At 46.0% G+C, this 23,734-nt stretch carries 24 protein-coding genes; all 24 read left to right on the forward strand.

From position 1 onward, the window contains the following. The first annotated feature begins 80 nt into the window (after positions 1-80). The 24 genes from P6N53_RS04005 (at position 81) to spoIVB (ending at position 23,612) form a co-directional block, all read left to right on the forward strand. Entirely contained in the window at positions 81-713 is a 633-nt protein-coding gene (locus P6N53_RS04005; RefSeq protein WP_304541391.1) for a SpoIIIAG-related protein, read from the forward strand. 1 nt (position 714) lies between these two features. Beyond that, positions 715-1,335 (forward strand): SpoIIIAH-like family protein, encoded by a 621-nt coding sequence (locus tag P6N53_RS04010; RefSeq protein WP_304541393.1) that lies wholly within the window; start codon positions 715-717, stop codon positions 1,333-1,335. Positions 1,336-1,572: 237 nt separating this feature from the next. Next, positions 1,573-3,468, forward strand: a complete 1,896-nt coding sequence (gene accB, locus P6N53_RS04015) for an acetyl-CoA carboxylase biotin carboxyl carrier protein (RefSeq protein WP_304541394.1) — start codon at positions 1,573-1,575, stop codon at positions 3,466-3,468. Between the two features lie 9 nt (positions 3,469-3,477). Continuing rightward, complete coding sequence (gene accC, locus P6N53_RS04020) at positions 3,478-4,827, forward strand: acetyl-CoA carboxylase biotin carboxylase subunit (RefSeq protein WP_304541396.1); 1,350 nt, start codon at positions 3,478-3,480, stop codon at positions 4,825-4,827. A 74-nt stretch (positions 4,828-4,901) separates the two neighbouring features. Continuing rightward, positions 4,902-5,321 (forward strand): Asp23/Gls24 family envelope stress response protein, encoded by a 420-nt coding sequence (locus P6N53_RS04025; RefSeq protein ID WP_304541397.1) that lies wholly within the window; start codon positions 4,902-4,904, stop codon positions 5,319-5,321. 234 nt (positions 5,322-5,555) lie between these two features. Continuing rightward, positions 5,556-6,092 carry an alkaline shock response membrane anchor protein AmaP gene (gene amaP / locus P6N53_RS04030; RefSeq protein ID WP_304541398.1) on the forward strand — a complete coding sequence of 179 codons (537 nt, stop codon included), beginning with the start codon at positions 5,556-5,558 and terminating at the stop codon, positions 6,090-6,092. 25 nt (positions 6,093-6,117) lie between these two features. Then, the gene (locus P6N53_RS04035; RefSeq protein WP_304541399.1) at positions 6,118-6,339 is read left to right on the forward strand and encodes a DUF2273 domain-containing protein; all 222 of its coding nucleotides are present in this window, start codon (positions 6,118-6,120) and stop codon (positions 6,337-6,339) included. A 75-nt stretch (positions 6,340-6,414) separates the two neighbouring features. Then, positions 6,415-6,840 (forward strand): transcription antitermination factor NusB, encoded by a 426-nt coding sequence (gene nusB / locus P6N53_RS04040; protein WP_304541401.1) that lies wholly within the window; start codon positions 6,415-6,417, stop codon positions 6,838-6,840. A gap of 64 nt (positions 6,841-6,904) precedes the next feature. Continuing rightward, positions 6,905-7,756: a sulfide/dihydroorotate dehydrogenase-like FAD/NAD-binding protein gene (locus P6N53_RS04045; protein ID WP_304541403.1), complete on the forward strand. Its 852-nt coding sequence runs from the start codon at positions 6,905-6,907 to the stop codon at positions 7,754-7,756. Then, complete coding sequence (gene gltA, locus P6N53_RS04050) at positions 7,749-9,155, forward strand: NADPH-dependent glutamate synthase (RefSeq protein WP_304541404.1); 1,407 nt, start codon at positions 7,749-7,751, stop codon at positions 9,153-9,155. The genes P6N53_RS04045 and gltA overlap by 8 nt, the downstream gene beginning before the upstream one ends. A gap of 253 nt (positions 9,156-9,408) precedes the next feature. Next, the gene (gene xseA, locus P6N53_RS04055) at positions 9,409-10,608 is read left to right on the forward strand and encodes an exodeoxyribonuclease VII large subunit (RefSeq protein WP_304541594.1); all 1,200 of its coding nucleotides are present in this window, start codon (positions 9,409-9,411) and stop codon (positions 10,606-10,608) included. Next, entirely contained in the window at positions 10,608-11,486 is an 879-nt protein-coding gene (locus P6N53_RS04060) for a bifunctional 5,10-methylenetetrahydrofolate dehydrogenase/5,10-methenyltetrahydrofolate cyclohydrolase (RefSeq protein ID WP_304541405.1), read from the forward strand. The genes xseA and P6N53_RS04060 overlap by 1 nt, the downstream gene beginning before the upstream one ends. Beyond that, positions 11,479-12,111 (forward strand): cyclodeaminase/cyclohydrolase family protein, encoded by a 633-nt coding sequence (locus P6N53_RS04065; protein WP_304541406.1) that lies wholly within the window; start codon positions 11,479-11,481, stop codon positions 12,109-12,111. The genes P6N53_RS04060 and P6N53_RS04065 overlap by 8 nt, the downstream gene beginning before the upstream one ends. Positions 12,112-12,128: 17 nt before the next feature. Then, positions 12,129-12,365: an exodeoxyribonuclease VII small subunit gene (gene xseB, locus P6N53_RS04070; RefSeq protein WP_304541407.1), complete on the forward strand. Its 237-nt coding sequence runs from the start codon at positions 12,129-12,131 to the stop codon at positions 12,363-12,365. Further along, positions 12,365-13,249: a polyprenyl synthetase family protein gene (locus P6N53_RS04075; protein WP_304541408.1), complete on the forward strand. Its 885-nt coding sequence runs from the start codon at positions 12,365-12,367 to the stop codon at positions 13,247-13,249. Before xseB ends, P6N53_RS04075 begins: the two co-directional genes overlap by 1 nt. A 790-nt stretch (positions 13,250-14,039) precedes the next feature. After that, on the forward strand, positions 14,040-14,624 hold the full coding sequence (locus tag P6N53_RS04080) for a hypothetical protein (RefSeq protein ID WP_304541409.1): 585 nt from the start codon (positions 14,040-14,042) through the stop codon (positions 14,622-14,624). A gap of 18 nt (positions 14,625-14,642) precedes the next feature. After that, entirely contained in the window at positions 14,643-16,568 is a 1,926-nt protein-coding gene (gene dxs, locus P6N53_RS04085; RefSeq protein WP_304541410.1) for a 1-deoxy-D-xylulose-5-phosphate synthase, read from the forward strand. Between the two features lie 196 nt (positions 16,569-16,764). Then, positions 16,765-17,571 (forward strand): TlyA family RNA methyltransferase, encoded by an 807-nt coding sequence (locus tag P6N53_RS04090; RefSeq protein WP_304541411.1) that lies wholly within the window; start codon positions 16,765-16,767, stop codon positions 17,569-17,571. A gap of 37 nt (positions 17,572-17,608) precedes the next feature. Next, positions 17,609-18,136: a PDDEXK family nuclease gene (locus tag P6N53_RS04095; RefSeq protein ID WP_304541412.1), complete on the forward strand. Its 528-nt coding sequence runs from the start codon at positions 17,609-17,611 to the stop codon at positions 18,134-18,136. After that, a complete protein-coding gene (locus P6N53_RS04100; RefSeq protein WP_304541413.1) occupies positions 18,133-18,999 on the forward strand; it encodes an NAD(+)/NADH kinase in 867 nt (288 codons plus the stop codon). The genes P6N53_RS04095 and P6N53_RS04100 overlap by 4 nt, the downstream gene beginning before the upstream one ends. After that, on the forward strand, positions 18,992-19,588 hold the full coding sequence (gene mnmM, locus P6N53_RS04105; protein ID WP_304541414.1) for a tRNA 5-(aminomethyl)-2-thiouridylate-methyltransferase MnmM: 597 nt from the start codon (positions 18,992-18,994) through the stop codon (positions 19,586-19,588). The genes P6N53_RS04100 and mnmM overlap by 8 nt, the downstream gene beginning before the upstream one ends. Next, positions 19,566-20,021: an arginine repressor gene (gene argR, locus P6N53_RS04110; RefSeq protein WP_304541416.1), complete on the forward strand. Its 456-nt coding sequence runs from the start codon at positions 19,566-19,568 to the stop codon at positions 20,019-20,021. Before mnmM ends, argR begins: the two co-directional genes overlap by 23 nt. 6 nt (positions 20,022-20,027) lie before the next feature. Continuing rightward, positions 20,028-21,737 (forward strand): DNA repair protein RecN, encoded by a 1,710-nt coding sequence (gene recN / locus P6N53_RS04115; RefSeq protein ID WP_304541417.1) that lies wholly within the window; start codon positions 20,028-20,030, stop codon positions 21,735-21,737. Positions 21,738-22,256: 519 nt separating this feature from the next. Beyond that, entirely contained in the window at positions 22,257-23,612 is a 1,356-nt protein-coding gene (gene spoIVB / locus P6N53_RS04120) for a SpoIVB peptidase (RefSeq protein ID WP_304541418.1), read from the forward strand. The last annotated feature ends 122 nt before the right edge of the window (positions 23,613-23,734 follow it).

The raw sequence follows: 23,734 nt of genomic DNA on the forward strand, positions 1-23,734 counted from the left end.
TGGCCAGGACGGTGGCAAACTTTTATAACATTCCGGAGGATCAGGTTAAGATAGTGGAGGCCAAATAAGGAGGGATTAAAATGAGCTGGATTAAAAAATTAACTGGTGAGGGAGAAGGGGACGGGCCCAAGAAAGAGCAGCTAAAGAGGATTAAATTAATGGCAGTTGGACTAGTGGTGGGTGTAGGTCTCATTGTCTGGGGCAGTTGGGGTGACAGCAAGCCCTCCAGTGATGTGGCCCCTCCGTCAGTTCAGGAAAACGTTGCAGCACCTGCCCAGAATCAAAAACCAACCCAGAAGACTGCCATGGCAGTGGAGGAAGAGCACATGGCCAATAAACTATGTGAAATGCTGCAGCAGGTAGAAGGTGCTGGAAACGTGAAGGTGACCGTTCGCCTGGACACCTCCACCGAGACCCAATATGCGGTGAATACCAGCACAGGTAAGAAGACTACCCTAGAAAAGGACCAAGCAGGGGGAACCAGAACCCTGACCGAGGATACGGATACCGGCCAGTTGGTGCTGGTTAATAGGAGCGGAGAGCAGATACCTGTACTGAGTAGGGAGATAGCACCTTCAGTAGCTGGCGTCCTGGTTGTTGCAGAGGGAGCTGCCAACCCCCGGGTCAAGGCTGAATTATTTAGGGCTACCCAGGTTGCCCTGGGAATCGAACCACACAAGGTTATTGTGATGCCGAGAAAGGGTGGTGAATAGTATGCCAAAGCGGTTTATTTTTCTTGGACTATTAACCGTTATGGGTATAACTCTTCTGGTAGTGGGTTGGCGGGGAGGATTTGCTGATTTAAAGAACGAGGCAGCCCTGGTAAACTCAAGGATCTCTGAAGAAGGTAGTGTTATTGAGGGAGAGGTAAAGGATACCGGCAATATTATTATAAAACCCGATGTAATTCCTCCCGGTAATGCTGTGAAGGTGCAGAAGGAAGAGAATGAAGGTGAAAGCACTTTAAAACAGCCTGTGGCCGATGATAGTGACTATTTTGTGGAGTATCGGCTGGAAAGGGAGAGAAGCAGGGGTCACCAGATACAACTACTTAGGGAAATAATAAATAATACAAATTCAGATGCAGATAATATAAAGAAGGCCCAGGAACAGATGTATGTTATCAGTAATAATCTACAGAAAGAGTTAGAAGTAGAAAGTCTCATTCGGGCTAAAGGATTCCGAGATGCTGTGGTTTTTCTGGAGGGAAAAACAGTTACGGCAGTTATCCAGTCCAATGCCCTAAACCAGGAGGATGCCATCAAGATTACCGATATGGTTTCTCGTAGTACAGGTGTAGGGCAGCAAAATATTGTCATTATTCCTAAGAGCTGAGAGAAAAGACTTGTTTAAATAAAGTAATTGGCAGCAGGCTTTTTGTATAGCAGTATAGAATATTGTATACTTGCATTAGCTTTGTAGCCAAATCCTGACTCCTTCTATATAATTTACATTGTACCAATAAAAATCTTTATTCATTCTTTTTATGGCAACTGACGGACCCGCTCAGGTTGTTTGGTTTAATAATAACCTGAGTTTTCTGTTGTTTTATATCGGGGGAGGAGGACATTCATGAGTCACCGTTTAAAAATCACCGATACCACCCTTCGTGATGGTCATCAGAGCTTGTGGGCCACCCGTATGGCCACCGAGGATATGCTGCCCATTGCTGAGAGGCTGGATCAAATGGGTTACCACTCTTTGGAGGTCTGGGGCGGGGCCACCTTTGATGTTTGCCTGCGCTTTCTTAATGAGGATCCCTGGGAGAGGTTGCGGTTAATAAGGAAACATGTTAAGACTACCCCCCTGCAGATGTTATTGAGGGGGCAGTCCCTGTTAGGTTATTCCCATTACCCTGACGATATCTTAGAAGCCTTTATTAATAAGGTAGTGGAAAATGGTATGGATATCATCAGGATTTTTGACGCCCTTAACGATATCCGTAATATGGAAAAGGCTATGCAAGTTACTAAAAAGGCCGGAGCCCATGTACAGGCCACAGTTGTATATACAGTTAGCCCGGTTCATACAACTGAGCACTATTTGGAAACAGCTCTGCGCCTGGAGGATTTAGGTGCTGACTCTATATGTATTAAGGATATGGCTGGCTTGCTGGCTCCCTTTAAGTCTTACGATCTAGTTAAGCTTCTTAAAGCACATTTAAATATACCCATTCAACTGCACTGCCATTACATAGGCGGGATGGCGGTAGGGGCATATCTGAAGGCTGCTGAAGCGGGTGTGGATGTTGTAGACACAGCGTCGGTGCCCATGGCCTTTGGTGCATCTCAGCCACCGGTAGAAACTGTGGTACGGGCCCTCAAGGGTACTCCCTATGATACCGGGCTCAGCCTGAAATCCCTTTTTGAAGTGGCCCAATATTTTGAAGACCTGCGTAGGGAGCTGGGCCAACAGAGGGGAGTAACCCGCATCAGTGACATGCGTGTTTTTGAACACCAGGTTCCCGGTGGGATGATCTCTAACCTGGTATCCCAGTTGGAAGAGCAGAAGGCTCTGGACAGACTGGACGAAGTTTTAGAGGAAATTCCCAAGGTGAGAGAGGAACTTGGCTACCCGCCCTTAGTGACTCCCACCAGCCAAATAGTTGGCACCCAGGCAGTGCTAAATGTATTAACAGGCCAACGCTACAAGCTAATCCCTGGAGAGGTTAAACTTTATGTGCAGGGCTACTACGGCCAACCCCCTGCCACCATTGATCCATCAATCAGCCGTAAGGTGCTAGGCGACAAAGAAATGATCACCTGTCGCCCCGCTGATTTGCTGGAGCCAAAATTGGATAAACTAAGGGATGAAATAAAAGGGGTTGCCATAAGTCAGGAGGATGTGCTGTCCTATGCTATGTTCCCCCAGGTGGCCAGGAAATTCTTTGAAGCCCGTAAGCGTGGAGAAACTGGACCCCACCGTAAGGATGCCTCGGTTAAGCCCGGTGCGCCTGCAGATGCCAATGTGACCAAGAGGACCAAGGAGGCCAAGAACGTGAACCTAAATGAATTAAGAGAACTAATTAAGGTATTAGACCAGACAGACATTACTGAGATAGATTTAGAAAGCGATGGTGTCAAGGTATCCATTCGTAAAGGTGGCAAGGTGTCGGCTACTGTTACCTCTGCCCCTGCTTCAACAGTAGCGGCTGAGGCTCCCCAGGCTGCACCTGCTAAGGTGGAAACACCTGCGGCTTCTGCATCGGTTGCTGCCCCAGACAGTGATTTAATTCCCGTAACTGCACCCATGGTGGGGACTTTCTATCAGGCCCCTGCACCGGACGCGGATCCCTTTGTGAAGATAGGTGATACTGTAAAGGTGGGTCAAGCCCTGTGTATAATTGAAGCTATGAAGCTTATGAACGAAATAGAAGCTGAAATTACCGGCGAAGTTGTTGAAATATTAGCAGAAAACGGCCAGCCTGTTGAGTATGGGCAGAAATTATTTCTTATTAGGAAGAAGTAAGGAGAGGTCATGTTTAAGAAGATACTAATAGCTAACCGGGGAGAGATAGCTCTCAGGATTATTCGGGCCTGCCAGGAGCTAAATATCAAGACTGTTATTGTATATTCAGAGGCAGACAGGGACACCCTGCCAGTTCGTCTAGCCGACGAGGCCTATTGTATTGGCCCGGCTCCCTCCAATAAGAGCTACCTAAATATTACTAATATTATCAGTGCGGCCGAGGTTTCCGGGGCAGAAGCCATTCATCCGGGCTACGGCTTTCTGGCCGAGAATGCCAATTTTGCTGAAATTTGTGAGGACTGCGGCATTACCTTCATCGGACCCTCCACCCATGCCATTGAATATATGGGCAACAAGGCCCTGGCCCGCAGCACCATGATTCAGGCCGGTGTGCCGGTGGTTCCAGGCTCCGAGGGTGCCATCAAGACCCCTGAGGAAGCCCTGGAGGTGGCCAAGGGAATTGGCTATCCCATATTAATTAAGGCTTCTGCCGGTGGTGGCGGTAGGGGTATGAGGGTGGCCCACAGTGAGGAGGATTTGCTAAAGGCCCTCAATACCGCTAAGAATGAGGCTCAGGCAGCCTTTGGCAACGGGGATGTCTATCTAGAAAAATATGTGGAGCAGCCCAGACATATTGAGATTCAGGTTTTAGGAGATAAGGAAGGTAATATCGTATACCTGGGCGAAAGGGACTGCTCGGTGCAGCGCCGGAACCAAAAGGTTATTGAAGAGGCTCCTTCTGCAGCCCTGACACCATCTCTTAGGAAAAAAATGGGTGAAACAGCCATAAAGGCTTCAAAGGCAGTAAATTATTACAATGCAGGTACTGTTGAGTTTTTATTAGACAAGCATAATAAATTTTATTTTATTGAAATGAACACCCGTATTCAGGTTGAGCACCCTGTAACCGAACTAATTACAGGCATTGATCTGATCAAGGAACAAATAAGAATTGCCGCTGGCGAACCCCTGGGTTACGGACAAAGTGATATTCGTATTGATGGCTGGGCCATTGAGTGCCGCATCAACGCGGAGGATCCCGACAAGAATTTTATGCCTCACCCTGGAACCATTGAGGTTTACCATTCTCCAGGCGGTTTGGGCGTAAGGGTAGACAGTGCAGCCTTTACTGGATATAAGATTCCTCCCTTCTACGATTCCATGATAGGCAAGCTTATTGTTTGGGGTAGAGATAGGGATGAGGCCATCCGCAGAATGCAGCGGGCCCTGAATGAATTTATTATTGAAGGGGTGCCCACAACCATCCCCTTCCATCAAAAGGTATTAAACAACGCCTTTTTCCGCCGGGGAGAAGTATATACAAACTTTATCCAGCGGAGAATATTGCCTGACCAATAAGCCAAGTTGCCCGAATTAAATTAGGTGTGTTATAATGCACATGTAAGGTAACTGGTTAATTTTGGAGGTGTATCATGGCAGAAAATAAAAGAGATATTGTTGTAATGAGCCCTCAGGACGGCATGGGCGGAATTCGCATAGCTGATGATGTGGTTGGTGTAATTGCCGGCATGGCCGCAACTGAAGTACCTGGCGTAGCCGGGATGAGTGGAGGACTTGGCGGTGGAATTGCCGAGATGCTGGGCCGGAAGAATCTTTCCAAAGGCGTCAAGGTAGAGGTTGGCGAAAAGGAAGCTGCTGTTGACCTATTTATTATTGTAGAATATGGTGTTCGTATTCCTGACGTTGCCTCCCAGATTCAGCTTAACGTAAAGCGGGCCATAGAAGGCATGACCGGTCTTTCGGTGGTTGAAGTTAATGTCCATGTGCAGGGAGTAACCTTCGCTAGCAGTGAAAATAAGGAAGAAGATCCCGCAGGCCAAAGGGTTAGGTAAATATTAATTCAAATATTTTTAGCGAAAAGGCGTGCATTAAGTTAGTTCCCTTTGTGCCCGCCTTTGAATACTTTAAGCCTTGTTCTTGCCAGGGTCAGGCAGTTCGGATTAAAGATTGGGCAAGAATGTATAACTCTAAAGTGTTAAAAAATACGGAACTAACAATTTGTTAGTTCCGTATTTTATATTTATATCTTACACTTATTATAGTATAATAGTAGGGAGGGATAGCTGGTGAGTCCCTTTGATCGAGGGCTGTTATTTTTATACACCCTGTTAATGACGGTATTTAGTGCTCTCCTATTGGTAGTGGTCTCTGGTTGGTGGCAACAGCCCCTGTATTTACTGTGGCAAAGTCCAAATTCCCGGGACCTGCAAATTTCGCTGCTGGTATTTATGGGCGTACTATTCCTTTCTGGCCTACGCCTTCTGTGGGTTTCAGTTACCCGCCAGCAGTCCGGTAAGGCGGTGGTGCATGACTACATGCTGGGGCAGGTGAAAATTTCTCTGCAAGCCATAGAAAACCTGGTGAAGAAGGTTGTCTACCAAGTTCATGGGGTTAAGGATGTTAAGCCCCGTGTAATACAGTCAACCGGCGGTATTGGGCTGCACATCAAGGCTGTAGTTGCTCCTGATATCAGTATCCCGGAAGTCAGTAGAGAAATACAGCACCGGGTTCAGGAGTATCTTGCAGAGACAACAGGTATTACTGTGACAACTATAAAAATATATGTTGAAAACATATCCAGCACCCGCCCAAGGGTGGAGTAGCCCCGCATGAAGAGTGGTGTAAATTATGCTGTATGAATTTATTAAGGAAATATTGGAAAAACACCGGGGTAAGGCCCTGGGTGTAGCCCTTGGCTTATTTTTCGGATGGTTTGCCATCAGTTATGGCTTCTTCAAGGCTGTTTTTGTAGCCCTATGTGTTGTTGGAGGTTACATAATTGGCAAGGGAGTAGACGAGCATTATGACTTTCGGGAAACCCTTTCCAGGCTTTTTCGGGACCGCTGGTGATGAGAAAATGTAAATAATTTATATTACCGGGTTAAACTAGGTGCATAAGAATTGTGACATTGAGGAGGTCCTAGCTTGGGTAGAAGGCAGGCCAGAGAAACTGCACTGCAGGTATTATTTCAAATAGACATGGGAAAAAATGAGCCTGAATTTGCGTTAACCAATACCGCGGAGGAGTTCGGAGCTGGTTCCCAGGAAATTGAGTTTGCAAGACAATTAGTCACAGGTGCCCTGGAGCATATAGAAGAAATCGACCAAGCAATAAGCAGGGTAAGTAAAGAGTGGCAGCTTAACCGTATGGCCAATGTTGATCGCAACATCATGCGGCTAGCTCTCTTTGAGATAATGTTTAGAGCCGATATTCCTGATAACGTGTCAGTGAATGAGGCAGTCGAATTGGCCAAAATCTTTGGTGGTCCAGATTCGGGCAAATTTGTCAATGGCATCCTGGGAAAGATTTTGGAAGCTAAAGGGCAGAATTTGGCTAACCGAGACTTATAAAATTTATTAACTTTCTCACTGATAAAAAGATATTTTAAAAACATAACCGGAGAGGGGAAAGAGCATGTATAAGATTGTTTCTAAGAAGACCCTTGCCCCTGCCATCCATGAGTATGAAATCCTGGCCCCTAGGGTGGCCAAAAAGGCTCAGGCAGGACAGTTTATTATTGTTAGAATTGACGAACAGGGTGAAAGAATCCCCCTTACCATAGCGGATTTTAATAGGGAAGCCGGTACTATTACTATAGTTTTTGCGGAAGCTGGCTATTCAACCAAAAAACTTGGCCGCCTCAATGAAGGTGATTCTGTGCTTGATTTTGTAGGTCCCCTGGGAGTCCCCTCCCACGTGGACAAGTTTGGCACAGTGGTTATGGTGGCCGGTGGTGTTGGCGTGGCTCCGGTATTTCCAATTGCCAGGGAAATGAAGGATGCAGGTAACCAGGTAGTAAGCATTATGGGCGCCCGCAATAAGGAGCTTATCTTCTGGGAAGAAAAGATGAAAGCGGCCAGCAGCGAGCTGCTGGTTACCACCGATGACGGGTCCTATGTAAGAAAAGGCTTTGTGACCGATGTGCTGCGTGAGTATATTGAGGCCCAGGGCAAGCCTGCTTTGGTTATGGCCATTGGCCCCCTGCCTATGATGAGGGCTGTGGTGAATGTGACCAAAGAGTATGAAATTAAGACAATGGTAAGCCTCAACTCCATCATGGTGGACGGTACCGGCATGTGTGGAGCCTGTAGGGTAACAGTTGGCGGAGAAACCAGATTTGTTTGTGTGGATGGTCCGGAATTTGACGGACATCAGGTTGATTTTGAAGAGCAATTAATGCGCTCTCGTAAATATAAGTCAGAAGAACAGCACGCCTTAACTAAGGAAAGCTGTGGCTGCGGTGGAGGAGGTAAGTGCCATGGCTAAAAAGATTATTCCTAATAAAAATCCTATGCCCCATCAGGACCCAAAGGTTAGGGCCAAAAACTTTGATGAGGTGGCCCTGGGCTACAGTAAAGAAACAGCTATGGCCGAGGCAGAGCGCTGCCTAAACTGTAAAAAACCCTTTTGTAAGGAAGGTTGCCCTGTTAGTGTAGATATTCCTGAGTTTATTGCCCATGTAAGGGAAGGAAACTTTGATGATGCAGCTAAGGTAATCAAGCGCACAAACGCATTACCCGCTGTTTGCGGCCGGGTTTGTCCCCAGGAGCACCAGTGTGAGAAGTTCTGCATTGTTGGTAAAAAGAACGAGCCGGTAGCCATTGGACGCTTGGAGCGTTTTGTTGGTGACTATATTATAGATAAAGAGGCCCAGGTTGAGGCTGTTGAGTCCACAGGCTATAAGGTGGCCATTGTTGGCTCGGGACCTGCCGGTCTGGCCTGTGCGGCGGATTTGGCCCGCCAAGGACACAGCGTGACCATGTTTGAAGCCCTGCATACCCCCGGTGGTGTGTTAATGTACGGTATTCCTGAATTCCGTCTGCCTAAGAAAATTGTTCAGACAGAAATCCAAAACCTGAAAAAGATGGGAGTCACCATCGAGACCAATGCCATCATTGGTCAAATTGCCTCCCTCGATGAACTGCTGACCGAAGAGGGCTTTGATGCAGCCTTCCTGGGAACAGGGGCCGGTACCCCCTACTTTATGAATCTGCAGGGGGAAAACTTCAATGGTGTTTATTCTGCCAATGAGTTTCTAACCCGCTCAAATTTAATGAAGGCCTACTGCTTCCCCCAGTGCGACACACCCATTAAAGTAGGTAAAAAGGTAGCAGTTCTAGGCGGCGGTAACGTGGCCATGGACGCTGCCCGTACAGCTCTCCGACTGGGTGCGGAGGAAGTATATATTGTTTACCGCCGCTCCCGGGCCGAATTGCCTGCCCGTTTGGAAGAGGTCGAGCATGCTGAGGAAGAGGGAGTTAAATTCCTGTTCCTGACCAATCCCACCAGATATATTGGTAATGAGGAAGGCTGGCTAACCGGACTGGAATGCATTAAAATGGAGCTGGGCGAGCCCGATGCCTCGGGACGCCGCAAGCCGGTGCCCATTCCTGACTCTACCTTTATACTGCCCCTGGATGTAGTGGTAGTGGCCATCGGTCAGGGACCTAACCCTCTGCTGACCAAGACCACCCCGGATCTAGAAACTAATAAACGAGGCAATATCGTTGCCGATGAAGCCGGTAAAACCTCCAAGGAAGGTGTATACGCCGGAGGCGACGTTGTAACCGGAGCCGCCACAGTAATTAAGGCCATGGGCGCCGGCCGTGCTGCAGCCAAGAGTATACACGAATATCTCATTGCTAAGGGACCCAAGAAACAGTAAAATAGTATTGTACTATCAAAATGTACCGTCACCTTATAGGGGCGGTACATTTTAAGTTAGTGGGTCTAGGGCCGGCTCAATGGTTGTCACTGTCACTGGTGTCACTGGGACGGTTCCACTGACAATGATCACAAACTAATCTAAGTCCTGTCACTGGAACCGTCCCATTGACAGGAACCGTCCCATTGACAGGATTGACAGGAACCGTCCCATTGACATGGGTGAGATTAGACTCTTGGGAGGAATGATGAAGGTGCCTGTTTTGTCGGTGTCAGATTTAACTAGGTATATAAAGGAGATGCTGGAGTCGGATCATCTGCTGGCTGGCCTGTGGGTGAAGGGGGAAATATCTAATTTAAAGCTACACAGCTCCGGGCATATTTATTTAACACTAAAGGATAAAGAAGCTTGTCTTAAGACGGTAATGTTTCGTTCCAGGGGCAGGCGTCTTATGTTTAGACCTGAGAATGGGATGTCGGTAATTGTCCGGGGGTATATATCCCTTTACGAGCGAGATGGCACTTACCAGCTCTACGCCGAAGAGATGGAGCCAGAGGGCATTGGAGCCCTTTACATAGCCTTTGAGCAAATGAAACAGAAGCTGGCGGCCCAGGGCTTGTTTGACCAGGGACGTAAACGACCTTTACCTCCTTATCCCAAGGTGTTGGGGATCGTTACCTCCCCCACTGGTGCTGCAGTGCAGGATATGCTAAATATTGTGAGGCGCAGGTGGCCTAATTTAGAGATTATTTTGGCTCCAGTGTTAGTACAGGGGGAGGCTGCTCCGTCAGATATTGCAAGGGCTATCAGGCAAATGAACAGCCTTGGCAGGATAGACGTCCTTGTCGTTGGACGAGGGGGTGGCTCCTTGGAAGAGCTATGGGCCTTTAATACCGAAGAGGTGGCCTTGGCCATAGCTGAATCTGAGATTCCTGTTGTTTCTGCCGTTGGTCATGAGACAGACTTTACCATTGCAGATATGGTGGCAGACTTGCGAGCACCAACCCCTTCGGCAGCTGCCGAGTTGGTGGTGCCCGACCGTAGAGAGATGCACCGTTATTTAACTTCCCTGGATCAAAGATTGGAAAAGGGAGTAGGCAATAAGCTTGAACGTTGTCGACATAGGCTGAAGGTATGTGCTAACAGCCAGGCACTTCAAAGACCCTATTTAATCACCGGGAACCGGCAGCAGACAGTGGACATGCTTACTGCCGCCCTACATCGAGTCGGCAAGCTCATGTTGGCAGATAAAGGGACGATCTTAGCCACCCTGGCAGGGAAGCTTGATATATTAAGCCCCCTTTCTACACTGGCCAGGGGTTATAGTATCTGTACCACCCCCGATGGACAGATTATCACTGATATGGAGGATATTATTAAAGGAGACCTGGTATCGGTTAAACTAAATAAAGGATCACTTCATTGCACCGTTGAAGGAAAGGAAGAAGCTTAATGGCACAAATACTTGATGGAAAAAAGGTTGCAGCTTTGCTGAAAGAGGAACTAAAGCAGGAGATTGAGGTATTAAAAAATAAGGGTGTCAATCCCAAATTAGCTGTCTTGCTGACTGGAGATGACCCAGCCTCGGTTGCCTATGCAAAATTTCTTGAAAAGGTAAGCGGTACAGCCGGAGTTTCCTTTGAATTGCACCACCTGGAGGCTGCTGCCTCTGAACTTGAAATTAAGCTTAAAATTGAGGACCTTAATGCAGACAATAGGGTACATGGGATACTCATAATGATGCCTTTACCAGCCCATGTGAGCAAGCAAAGGGTCATGGAAACAGTTTCTCCCCTAAAGGATGTGGACGGTTTACACCCCTTTAACCGTGGACACCTGATTAGCGGCGGCATGTGTATCCAACCTGCCACTCCCCTTAGCTGTCTTGAAATAATGAAACGATCGGGCATTTCGTTAACAGGTAAACACATGGTTATCGTTGGTAGGGGAGAAACTGTAGGGAAACCTCTGGTATTTATGGCCTTGGCTGAAAATGCAACTGTATCTGTTTGTCACACCAAGACCGTCGATTTGCAAGGATTGACCAGACAGGCTGATATCCTTGTGTGTGCAGTGGGTTCGCCAGGACTTATAACCGCCGATATGGTTAAGCCTGGAGCGGTGGTGGTGGATGCCGGCATTAGTGAAATAGACGGGCAAATTACAGGGGATGTAGATTTTGATCAGGTCAAAGAAGTGGCCGGAGCCATTACCCCAGTTCCAGGCGGAGTGGGGAGCCTGACTACTGTTTTGATGCTTAAGAACCTGGTTAAGGGAGTACATCTCCAGGAACAAGCCAGGCAATGGGAGAGTGATTTGAACAATGCATAAATATCTTAAATGGTCGGTGGATGAATTATTTGATCGGGCCTGTTCCACTTCCCCGGAACCAGGTGGCGGCGGAGTATCTGCCATGACCGGATGCCTTGGCTCAGGCATGCTTATGATGGTGGCTAAAATTACTGCAGGAAATAATAAATACCAGGATGTCCGCCAAGAAATTGAGATTTTAATAGCTTCAATTGAATCAAATATCGAAGCTCTAAAATCCTTGGCCCAGAAGGATATGGATGCCTTTAATGGCTTTATGGATGCCTTGTCCTTACCAAGGGAGACTCCTGAACAGGTTGATTTAAGGGAAGAAAAAAAGCAGCAGGCAGCCCTATTATCTGCGGGTATTCCCCTGGAAATGGCCCGTATTAGCCTGGCTAATCTACAATCGGCTGCTGAGTTGGCAGTCATTGGCAGTAAGCTGGCCATCAGTGATGTAGGGGTTGGTGCCAACCTATTGGAAGCTTCATTAAAGGGTGCCTTAATAATGGTGGATGCTAATCTGCCCTATATAAGGGATAAAAAACTTGTTTATGAATTTGTGGCAGAAAGGGAGAATTTGGCCCTGAAAGCTGAAGAATTATGCAAGCTTACTCTTGAAAGGGTAAGGTCCAGAATGAATTAATACAGGGGGGATGAGTGATGACTTTAGAAACAATGTCCTTCGAACAGGCGATTATGAGGCTTGAGGAGGTTGTCAGGGATATGGAATCAGGTCAATTGCCCTTAGACCAAGCCTTAGAGCTGTTTGCCGAAGGAATTAACTTATCTAAATATTGTAACCAGTGTTTGGAGAAGGCTGAGCATAAAATCAGTCTCCTTATGGCGGACGGAGAATTGACTGAGGCTCCCCCTACACTGTCAGGAGGCGAAAGGTAGTGTCCTTTCTTATTGACTTACAAGAACGATCCCGGTTGGTTGACGAGGCATTGGACAAGTATCTTCCCTCGTCCGAGGCTTACCCACAATTAATTCATGAGGCCATGCGCTACAGCATCTTTGCCGGCGGTAAAAGGCTTCGTCCTGTATTGGCACTGGCTGCGGCTGAGGCAGTTGGCGGCAGTGCAGAGAGGGCTATGCCGGTGGCATGTGCCCTGGAACTAATACATACCTATTCTTTAGTTCATGACGATTTGCCCGCCATGGATAATGATGATTTTCGCAGGGGCAGGCCAACCAGCCATAAGGTTTACGGAGAAGCCATGGCTATTCTGGTGGGAGATGCCCTGCTCACCCTGGCCTTTGAGTTAACTGCTAAAGCCGGGGAAACGGTGGCTCCTGAGTTAGCAAATAGAGTAACACTAGAAATTGCCAGGGCCTCTGGCTCCTGTGGGCTAATTGGTGGGCAGGTGGTTGATACCCTATCGGAAAACAAGTCCATTGATGGAAAGGTTTTAGAATACATTCACCGTCATAAAACAGGAGCCTTGTTTAAGGCGGCTGTAAGATCCGGTGCTATTATTAGTAATGCTTCTCATGAACAATTAGAGGCTTTGACGGTTTATGCCAGTCAAATGGGTCTGGCCTTCCAAATAAAGGATGATTTACTGGACATCGAAGGTGATGAAACAATAATCGGTAAGCCCGTGGGCAGCGATATAAAAAATCAAAAATCCACTTATCCTTCAGTTTATGGGCTGGAGAAGGCCAGAGAAATGGCATTTTCAGCTGCTGCTGAAGCAAATGAGGCTTTAAAAATTTTTGGTTCAAAAGGGGAATTTTTAAGATCGATTATGCATTTTATTATTCATAGGGATCATTAAGAGCGAGCCAGAGTTAAATCCGATTCGATTAAAGGAGATACAGTGTTTAAAATCAACTGCCATGAGTTCGGCCTGTCTGGTTTGGTTCGTTAGCGTATTTGTAGTCTAGAGTTTTATCGTGCTATAATTCATATCGTGCAAAACGTTTAAAAAAGGTCATTACTTAATGATAAGTGATGCAGTATTCTAGTCAGTATTACCTTTCTGAAGGCGGGCCTAAAAATCCGTCAAGGGCACATCGATGAAGTTCCTGGTGCTGGCTTTTGACGCCCAGTTGGGGGCTGGTACTGGGAGTTAAGGGGAAGGGGCGACCTGCAATGGCATGTGGGCATCGACCCCGTCCCCGTGGAGACCCAAGTGCGTGGGGAGTCGGAAACGGCGAACTATGGCTTGGCTGTTAACCTGCATGTGGTAGGAAGCTGCGTGCAGTGTAGCCTGACTTGAAGTGGCATTGGTGGATTCCTCTGGTACGACTAGGGAATACGGGCCCGTAATCCTTAGTTGTGGGATGAAACTCTTGCTGCAACAGAGTCTAAGAAAGATCAATGCTGTCGAGGAAAACTCCTAGGCTGTCCAGCTTCCTGCTGGGGCAGGTCAGGGATTAAAGTGTGGACTAAGTGGTAATCTAGCCCTGAGAGCGGTAACGCCTCAGATAAGGTTTAAAGGGAAACCGCCGTTTTGGCGACAGACGGTACCGTTATGGGAAAACCTGCTAGACCTAAGCCACAACATTTACCTGACCTGCTGTCACTTATCAAAATTAATACATAATTCACATGAGGTGGATTTTTTGGGAAATAATAATAAAGCTCAGCTTTCCACAAAGTATTTGCTGTTCGTATTTTTCGGCTCCTTTGCCCTAGCGGTGCTATTTGCCCTGCTATCTGAAACCATGGCCCGCATTGTGCAAAGTATAGCTATAGCCTTGGCAGGATTATTATTTCTTATACTTATAGGTATCCTGTCTGATATTATCGGTACTGCTGCTACCGCTGCCCAGGAGGCACCTTTTCATGCCAAAGCGGCCAAACGTGTACGCGGGGCTAAGGAAGGTGTTTTTTTGCTGCGTAACGCCGATAAGGTGGCCAATATATGCAACGATGTCATAGGTGATATCATCGGAACAGTTAGCGGTGCTTTAGGAATCTCAATTGTGGTTAGAATTATTAATAATCATCCCAATATAGACACTTTGGTGGCTAACATTACTATGACAGCAATTATTGCCTCCCTAACTGTTTCTGGTAAAGCTTTAGGAAAAACACTAGCCTTGAAGAGGGCAAATGATGTAATATTTTTGGTAGGAAAGTTTTTAGCTCAATGGGAAAATTTAACCGGGAGAAGCCTGGTGGGTAAAGCCAAACCCAAGAATTAACGAAGAGGGTGGACAAGTTTGACCTCATTACTGAAAAAAATTTATAGTCCCCAGGATTTACAAAGCTTAAGCCACAAGGAACTGACAACTTTGGCCGCGGAAATACGGGAGACCATAGTAAATACTGTAGCCGTAACGGGAGGACACCTGGCCCCTAATCTTGGTGTTGTGGAGCTCACCATTGCTCTACACAAGGTGTTCAATTCATCGGTGGATCGTATTATTTGGGATGTAGGTCACCAGAGCTATGTTCACAAGCTTCTCACGGGACGTCATGGCCAATTTGATACCCTTCGTCAATTTGGGGGTATCAGCGGATTCCCCAAGCCGGAGGAAAGCATTCACGATGCCTTTGGGGCAGGGCACAGCAGCACATCCATATCTGCTGCCCTTGGTATGGCTCTAGCCAGAGATTTAAAAGGCGATAAATATTCCGTGGTAGCAGTTATTGGTGATGGGTCCATGACCGGAGGCATGGCCTTTGAGGCCCTTAACCACGCAGGTCATTTACAAAAAGATTTGATTGTGATATTAAATGATAATGAAATGTCAATAGCACCTAATGTGGGTGCGTTATCAGGATACCTGAGCCGTCTAAGAACAGATCCAAAGTATAGCAGAAGTAAGGATGAAATTTCTGAACTGCTGCAAAAACTTCCCCACGGTAAGAAGCTCCTAAAGGTGGTTGACCGTTTAAAGGATAGCCTGAAGTACTTGGTTGTGCCGGGGATGTTCTTTGAAGAGCTAGGCTTTACATATCTAGGTCCCGTGGACGGTCATGATATTAAGGGGGTTTCCACCATGCTGCAGCAGGCCAAGGCCTGCGGTGGCCCGGTACTGGTTCACTTGCTTACCCAAAAGGGCAGGGGCTATGGGCCGGCGGAAAAGAACCCCGATCGTTTTCATGGGGTTGGCCCCTTTGAGGTTAGCACTGGGACCCTGAAGAAATCTGCCGGGGCTCCAAGCTATACTGAGATATTTGGCCAAACCCTAGTAAAACTAGCCAAGGATGACCAGACAATTATAGGAATTACCGCCGCTATGCCTGCGGGCACCGGCCTAAATCCCTTTGCCAAGGAATTCCCTGAGCGGTATTTTGATGTGGGGATCGCAGAACAGCATGCCATTACCATGGCGGCTGGAATGGCTGCTTCAGGCTATAAGCCTGTAACCGCCATCTACTCAACCTTTATGCAGAGGGCCTATGACCAAGTGCTGCACGATGTATGTTTACAAAATCTACCTGTGACCATTGCCATGGACCGGGCCGGTTTGGTGGGCGATGATGGTCCTACCCATCACGGTGTTTTTGATATTTCCATGCTGCGGAATATTCCCAATCTGGTTATCATGACGCCAAAGGATGAAAATGAACTTCAACACATGCTTAATACAGCCGTTCACCATGGCGGACCGGCAGCTGTTAGATATCCCCGGGGTGCCGGGGAAGGGGTCAGCCTGGATGAAAAACTAGAAAAGCTACCTATTGGAAAGGCCGAGTTACTGAGGGAAGGTAATGATATAGTTCTCCTGGCCCTTGGTAATATGGTTCCTGAAGCTATTCAGGCGGCTGAAATTCTTCATGCCAAAGGAGTTCGGGCAACTGTTATCAACGCCCGCTTTATAAAGCCACTGGATCAGGAACTTATTATTAAATATGCTAAGGTGATAAAAAATATAGTTACCATTGAAGAGCACGTTCTCATGGGAGGGTTCGGCAGTGCCGTCATTGAATTACTAGAGTCAGAGGGTATCAATGACGTAGCCATCAAGTGTATTGGCTTACCTGATCGCTTTATAGAACATGGTAAACAAGACATCCTAAGGGCTAATTATGGCCTCACGGCGGATGGAATAGTTGAAACAGTAATGACCCGGCAAAGGTCCCAGGGTACTAAAGTAAACAAATTTTTCAAAGCAGTAGCCGGTAAAAAGCTTAAATGAGCACAAAAAAGGTCCTGTGACAATAAATTAACCTATTGTTCTAGGACCTTTTCTTTTTCCATTAAGCTTCCCCAAAATCTGAGGGACTGCAAGCCGGTAAAAAGTCAGGGACATTTTTACCCTTTAAGCCCAGTACTTTTAACTTTCTACCAAAACTGATATAATATTACAAGTACACTGGAGGGCGTGACAGTAATTGGCTTCTTTAAAAGAGCGTTTAGATACTATGTTGGTTAGCCATGGATTTTTCCCCAGCCGGGAGAAGGCCCGTGCCGCGGTGATGGCCGGGCTTGTTTTTGTTGATGGGCAAAGGGTGGATAAGCCTGGTTATCAAGTTAAACCGGAGGTCAAGCTAGAGGTTCAGGGCAATCCCATACCCTTTGTAAGTCGAGGGGGATTAAAGCTTGCCAAGGCCATGGAGGCTTTTAATATTGAACTAGAAAATCGGGTTGTCATTGACATTGGGGCCTCCACCGGTGGTTTTACCGACTGTGCCCTGCAGAGGGGAGCCAGATTGGTTTATGCCGTGGATGTGGGCTACGGTCAGCTGGCCTGGAAGCTTAGGTCTGATTCCAGGGTTGTTTCCATGGAGCGAACTAACATCAGACATTTGGAACCGGAGGTATTAGCTGAACGACCAGATTTTGCAACCATTGATGTTTCGTTTATTTCTCTTTCCTTGGTACTACCCAGGGTAGAACTACTAACTGCCCCAGTTGCTGAGGGAGTGGCCCTGATTAAGCCCCAGTTCGAGGCAGGCAGGGATCGGGTTGGCAAAAAGGGTGTGGTTAGGGACCCGGAGGTGCATTTAGAGGTAATAAATAAAATAATTTCATTGACAGGGGAACTTGGCTGGCAGGTTGGTGGCTTGGAGTTTTCACCGGTCAGGGGACCAGAGGGTAATATAGAATACCTACTTTACTTTTTAAAAGGTCATCCACCAGTGGAGGTGCAGTTGGAGGTTAATGACATAGTAGCCAGAGCCCACAGCAGTTTGGTTTAAGAGCCCTGTCTAGCTTAAAGACAGGGGGTTGATAAAAATGCTGCCAATTGACATTTTAATTATTGGCATTATCATTGGAGCATTTTTGCTCTATAATAGCATTAAAATGTGGCGGTCCCATTCTGCACGACGTAGAGTCCTAAAGGCAGGTAAGGCGGAGGCGGCTGCTAGAAAATTTTTAGAATCAGAGGGGTACTCCGTGTTGGCTGTGCAGGAACGGGTACCAATAATAACTAAGGTTAATGGTAAGGCTAATAGGAGCCATATACAGGCTGATCTGATAGTACAAAAGGGTAAGGAAGTATTTGTGGTTGACGTAAAAACAGGGGATGTGGCCCAAAGGCCAGCCTCCCCTGAAAACAGGAGACAACTTTTAGAGTACTATTTAGTATATCGAACAGATGGCGTGTTGGTCCTGGATATGGACAGTAAAAAGTTGTATCGGATGGAATTTGACATAGATTATCCATCTACCCATGTTACCAGCCTAATTCCCTGTCTACTGTCTTTTTGTGCGGGTATAGTCATTACCTTGATTCTTTTTAAAGGGGGATATCTTAGTTGAACACCATCGGACTGGTGGTCAACAGCAGCAAAGGCAATCTATTAGATCCTGTTAGACAGGTTATTTCCTGGTTGAAGGAAAGGAATATTAGTGTTCTTTTCAACGAAGAAAGTGCCCTGATGTTGGGACAAAAGGGGCAAGGGATACCTACCCGGGAATTAGGCTTAAGGTGTGATTGCATCATGGTGTGGGGTGGTGATGGAACACTTCTCAACAGTGCCAGGCAAGTGGCCCATTCTGGAACCCCTATTTTTGGCGTTAATCTGGGCAGGTTGGGTTTTTTAACCGAGATTGATATTCCAGACCTAAAGGAAAAATTAAATGCCTTAGTTGCCGGTGATTTCACTATAGAAGAAAGAATGATGCTGGAGGCAAGTGTTATAAGAGATGGACAGGTTATCAGCACATCAATCTGTCTTAATGATGCAGTTGTTTCCAAAGGTACATCTATTCGTATGGTTTATTTGGAAATTTATATCAGTGGTGAGTTTGTGGGTAAAATGTCTGCTGATGGGATCATAGTGGCTAGCCCTACCGGCTCTACAGCCTATTCACTCTCAGCCGGTGGCCCTATTGTTGCACCGGAAACCAAGGTTCTGCTGGTAACGCCCATTTGCCCCCACTCCCTATCAAACAGACCAATAGTAACCTCTCCTGATAATGTTGTAGAAATCCAAGTTCTTCGGGGAGATAGGCACACCATGCTGACCCTGGACGGACAGTCGGGCTTTTCTTTAAATGACAAAGATATGGTGATAATAAAGAAATCTGAGCTTAGTGCTAGATTTTTAAAAATACAGAAGACTGGCTTTTATAAAGTGCTCAGGGAAAAGTTAAAGGAGTGGCAAAGGGATCTTGATTAACTGGTATTCAGCGGCCAAACTGGGTCATTATTTTCTCAATGAGGTAATAAAACCCGGTGATATAACCCTGGACGGTACCATGGGAAATGGTCATGATACAGCTATGCTGGCCAGGGCAGTGGGGCCGGAAGGTAAAGTATATGCCTTTGACATTCAGGAAAGGGCTTTGGATAATACCAGGTTAAGACTTGCAGCAGAGGAATTAATGGATGGTCGTGTTCGATTAATACAGGACGGGCATCAGAATATAAGCCAATATATAACAGACTCCGTGAAAGGTGCTATTTTCAACCTTGGCTACCTGCCCGGTGGGGACCATAGCATCATAACCTTAGAGGAAAACACCTTAGCTGCAATAAAACAGGCCCTAAAACTTTTACTTCCAGGTGGCAGGATGGTAATTGTAGTATACCCGGGTCATCCGGGGGGCGCACAGGAAAGACAAGCAGTGGAGAAACTATTGGAGAACTCGGATAGCAGAGAGTATAAAATTATCAAGGTAAATTTTCATAACCGGCCCCCCTCCGCACCAGGGGTTTTATTGATAGAAAAGGCGGGTGACAGCTTTGAAGGCTCAGCGTCAAGGTAAGATATTGGAAATAGTCCGCGAAAGAAGGATAGAAACCCAGGAGGAGTTGGCCACAGCCTTACGAATTGAAGGCTATGATGTAACACAGGCAACTGTCTCACGGGATATTAAAGAATTGAGCCTGATCAAAATACCAGGGGAAAATCACAGCTCCTATTATGCTACCCCGGATGAATCTGTACTGAGGCGGGGCGATGACAGGCTTAGACGCCTGGTGCGTCTATCACTTAGTGATATTAATTCCAGTGAAAATCTAATTATTATTAAAACACCTCCCGGAGAGGCCCAGGGAATGGCTTCAGCCATTGATCATACCCACTGGCAGGAGATAATCGGTACTGTGGCAGGGGATGATACAATATTAATTGTTATTAAGCCAAAAGAAGCAACGCCTTCAGTGGTTCAAAGGTTCCTGGATCTTGCGAGGGGGTAAGGAACTATGCTGCAATCCTTATATATTAAGAATTTTGCCCTGATTGACGATGTAGAAGTTTCCTTTGGGGGCGGTTTAAATATTGTTACCGGGGAAACCGGCTCGGGTAAATCCATGCTTATTGATGCTGTTCAACTTGCCCTTGGTGGCAGGGCATCGGCGGATTATATAAGATCTGGCCGTGACAAGGCAATAGTTCAAGCCAGCTTTGATTTATCTAAGCTGTCGACTTTAATTACTAATTTAGAAGAACTAGGGGTAGACTTCAGTGAGGACTATCTGCTCATATTATCCCGGGAGATAACCCTAAGCGGGAAAAACTACTGTCGGGTTAATGGCAGGCTAGTTAGTTTAAATATTTATCGTGAGGTAAGCAGTGGGTTAGTTGACATGCTGGGTCAGCATGAACAGCAGACCTTATTAAATCGTGATAAGCACTGCCACTTATTGGATAAGCTTGGTGGTCAGGAGGCAGCGGAGCGGATACATAGGGTAAAGGATGTGTACCGTCGTTGGAAGGAAACAACCGATGAATTAAATGCGTTGGAGCAGAATTCCCGTGAAATAGCCCGTCGCCTGGATATGCTCAAATTTCAGGTAAAGGAAATTAACAAGGCTAATCTGGCTGAAGATGAAGAAGAAGAGCTGCTTCAGGAGAGGCTATTACTGGTCAATGCTGAAAAGATAAGCCGATTGGCCGGAGAGGTATATGATAATCTCTACCGGGGTAGTAAGGGAGTCACAGCAGCTGTTGATACAGTGGGCAGGGCCGTGACATCATTGCGAGAGTTGGCCCAGATAGACTGTAACCTTGTAGGTCTAAAGGAGGCCCTGGAAGGAAGCTTATACCAATTAGAAGATGTAGCAAGGGAAGTATCTACATATATGGATAATGTAGAATACAATCCTGCAAGGTTAGATCAAATTGAACACAGACTCTCTCTAATTAAACAATTAAAATTTAAATACGGTTCTACCATTGGAGAAATACTTAATTATAAGGAACAGGCGGAGAGGGAGTTAGACTCACTGGACAATGTTTCAGAGAAGTCCGATGCATTAACAGAAGCCATAAACTCATTGACTAAAGAATGGAGGATGGAAGCTGAGGCTTTAGGTAAACTACGGGGTACTTTAGCTTTGGAGTTGGAGAAAAAGGCAGCCCGGGAGCTTAGACATTTGGAGATGACCGGGGTGGATTTTAAGGTTGGCATCAAACCCCAGGAAGTAATGTCTCCTAAAGGTATGGAAGAGATTGAATTTCTAATTGCACCAAATGCCGGTGAGCCTCCTAAGCCTTTAAATAAAATTGCCTCTGGGGGCGAGCTTTCAAGAATCATGCTAGTGCTCAAGCTCCTAATGGCTGGAGTGGACGAAGTTCCCACGCTAATTTTTGACGAGGCTGATACAGGGCTGGGAGGAAAGGCTCTGCAAGCTGTAGGTGAAAAACTATCCCAGATCAGTCAATCCAGGCAGGTAATTTGTGTTACCCATGCGGCACAGGTTGCTTGTTTTGCCGATGAACATTTTTTAATTAATAAAACCGTGAATAAAGGACACGCCAAAACCCTTGTGGCCAAGTTGGATGAATTGGGAAGGGTAGAGGAATTAGCCCGCATGTTGGCCGGTAGAGAAATTACACCCATTGTAAAAGACCATGCCCAGCAAATGATTAAGATTTCTGATGAATATAAATTTAATAAAAAGAAGATTTAACCGGGTTTTAATAATCCCGAGCAGCGACATTCGGAGCAATGGAAACAGCGCTTCGCGAAGCTGAGGAGTGAAAATGGGTGAGCGGACATGGACGTCCGCTCAAGCCTGAGGTAAACACGATGTTTACTCGAAGGCGGCCCATTTTCGCCCGAAGTAAGCGATTAGCGCGATCCACTGCGGAGAGAGGAGTTGTGAGGGATTATAAAACCCGAAGGTAGTTTCTCTAAATCTCTACGACTGCACGCAGTCGTAATTTTTTTTGCTCTTCTTAAATTATGCCACCTATACAAAAAGTTTAATAGGCAGAAAAAACAAAAGTTACATATTGACTCTAAGACTGCGAAAAGACTGAATTAGCCAATTTTCGGTATAAATGTGATGATTAAAACCTTTTTCATAAGGAGAAGTTAAGATTACTCGATGAAGATTTGCCTACGTCTTAAATGCTTTAAGTTTTGAAATCAAAAACAGGAGGTGATATTAAAAAATTATCTTAACAAATTAAAGGAGGGGCTGCACTTGGACTACCGGAAAAATAAATTGCCGATTCTTTTTTCGGCCATTCTATTCTTAGGCCTGTGTTTTCAGCTCCCGCTTCAAACTTTAATGAACATGCCCGTTTATCACAGAGTAGCTGTGGGACAGCCTTTAGATTTTGATCTTAGGATACCCAAAGCATTAGCTGATAATTTAGTATTCAACATTGATGGAGTTAAACCCTTATCCTTTGGCTTTGGAAAAACTGCACCAGTTGCAGCAACTCCCGGAGAGTTAGAAGTACAAGTTAAATTATTTGGCTTAATCCCCTTAAGAAGCATGACCTTAAGTGTAGTGCCGGAAATAAAAGTTGTACCAGGAGGTCAAGCCATCGGCATATTATTGGAATCCGAAGGAGTAATGGTAGTTGGTAGATCTGCCATCCTAGACGAAAAGGGTGTTCGGCATAACCCTGCAGCCGAGGCAGGGATTAATTTGGGAGATACCCTATTAAAAGTGGGTGGCAAAAGAGTAGAAAACGAAGTGCAAGTCCGTGACTTGGTTAACAAAATGGGTCAGGATGGTAAAGAAATAGTTTTAGAACTGAAGAATAAAGATACCAATAAAATATATCAGACAAAGGTTAAACCTATTCTTTGCCCTGAAACTAAACGTTACCGGGTAGGTCTCTATGTGAGGGACACTACGGCCGGGGTGGGAACCATGACCTTTTATCATCCGGAGAGTAAATCCTATGGAGCTCTAGGCCATATTATTACTGATATGGATACGGGCAAGCCAATAGATGTGGCAAAAGGTAAAATTATTGGGGCAAGCATTCAAGGTATCCGCACTGGGAAAAAAGGTCAGCCGGGCGAAAAATTGGGAACATTTAAAGGAGACACCAATATTTCAGGGAATATAGTAAAGAACACAAACTGTGGCGTATTTGGTAAATTACAGGAACAACCTGAAAATACCTATTTAAACAACATGATTCCTGTAGCAATGTCCCAAGAAGTCAAAGAAGGACCAGCAGAAATATACACAGTGTTACAGGATGAAAAGATAGAGAGATTTACTATCGAAATACAAAGGGTTAGCACTCAGTCAAGACCCGACGGCAAAGGACTGGTTATCAAAATAACCGATCCAAAATTGCTACAAAATACAGGTGGAATTATACAAGGTATGTCAGGAAGCCCAATAATTCAGAACGGCAAATTAGTGGGTGCAGTAACCCACGTCTTTGTAAATGACCCAACAAGGGGCTTTGGAGTTCTTGCTGAGTGGATGCTGATGGAAGCAGAGATTTTACCTAAACATGTAAGCGCGAGAAAAACAAAAGAATTTGGCGATAGTACTACTATAGCCTGTTTAAAACATGAAAATAAGTAAATTTGGGGTAAAAACTGTCGAATTGAATAAATTTAAACTTTTTTTATTTTTGGTTATTTGGAAGGACTTTACACCCCGCCTGTCGAATGCTTTTAAGCAACCATAGAAATTCCAGAAAATGG

It is taken from the genome of Desulforamulus aquiferis (assembly GCF_030577015.1).
GTDB classification, from domain to species: domain Bacteria; phylum Bacillota; class Desulfotomaculia; order Desulfotomaculales; family Desulfotomaculaceae; genus Desulfotomaculum; species Desulfotomaculum aquiferis.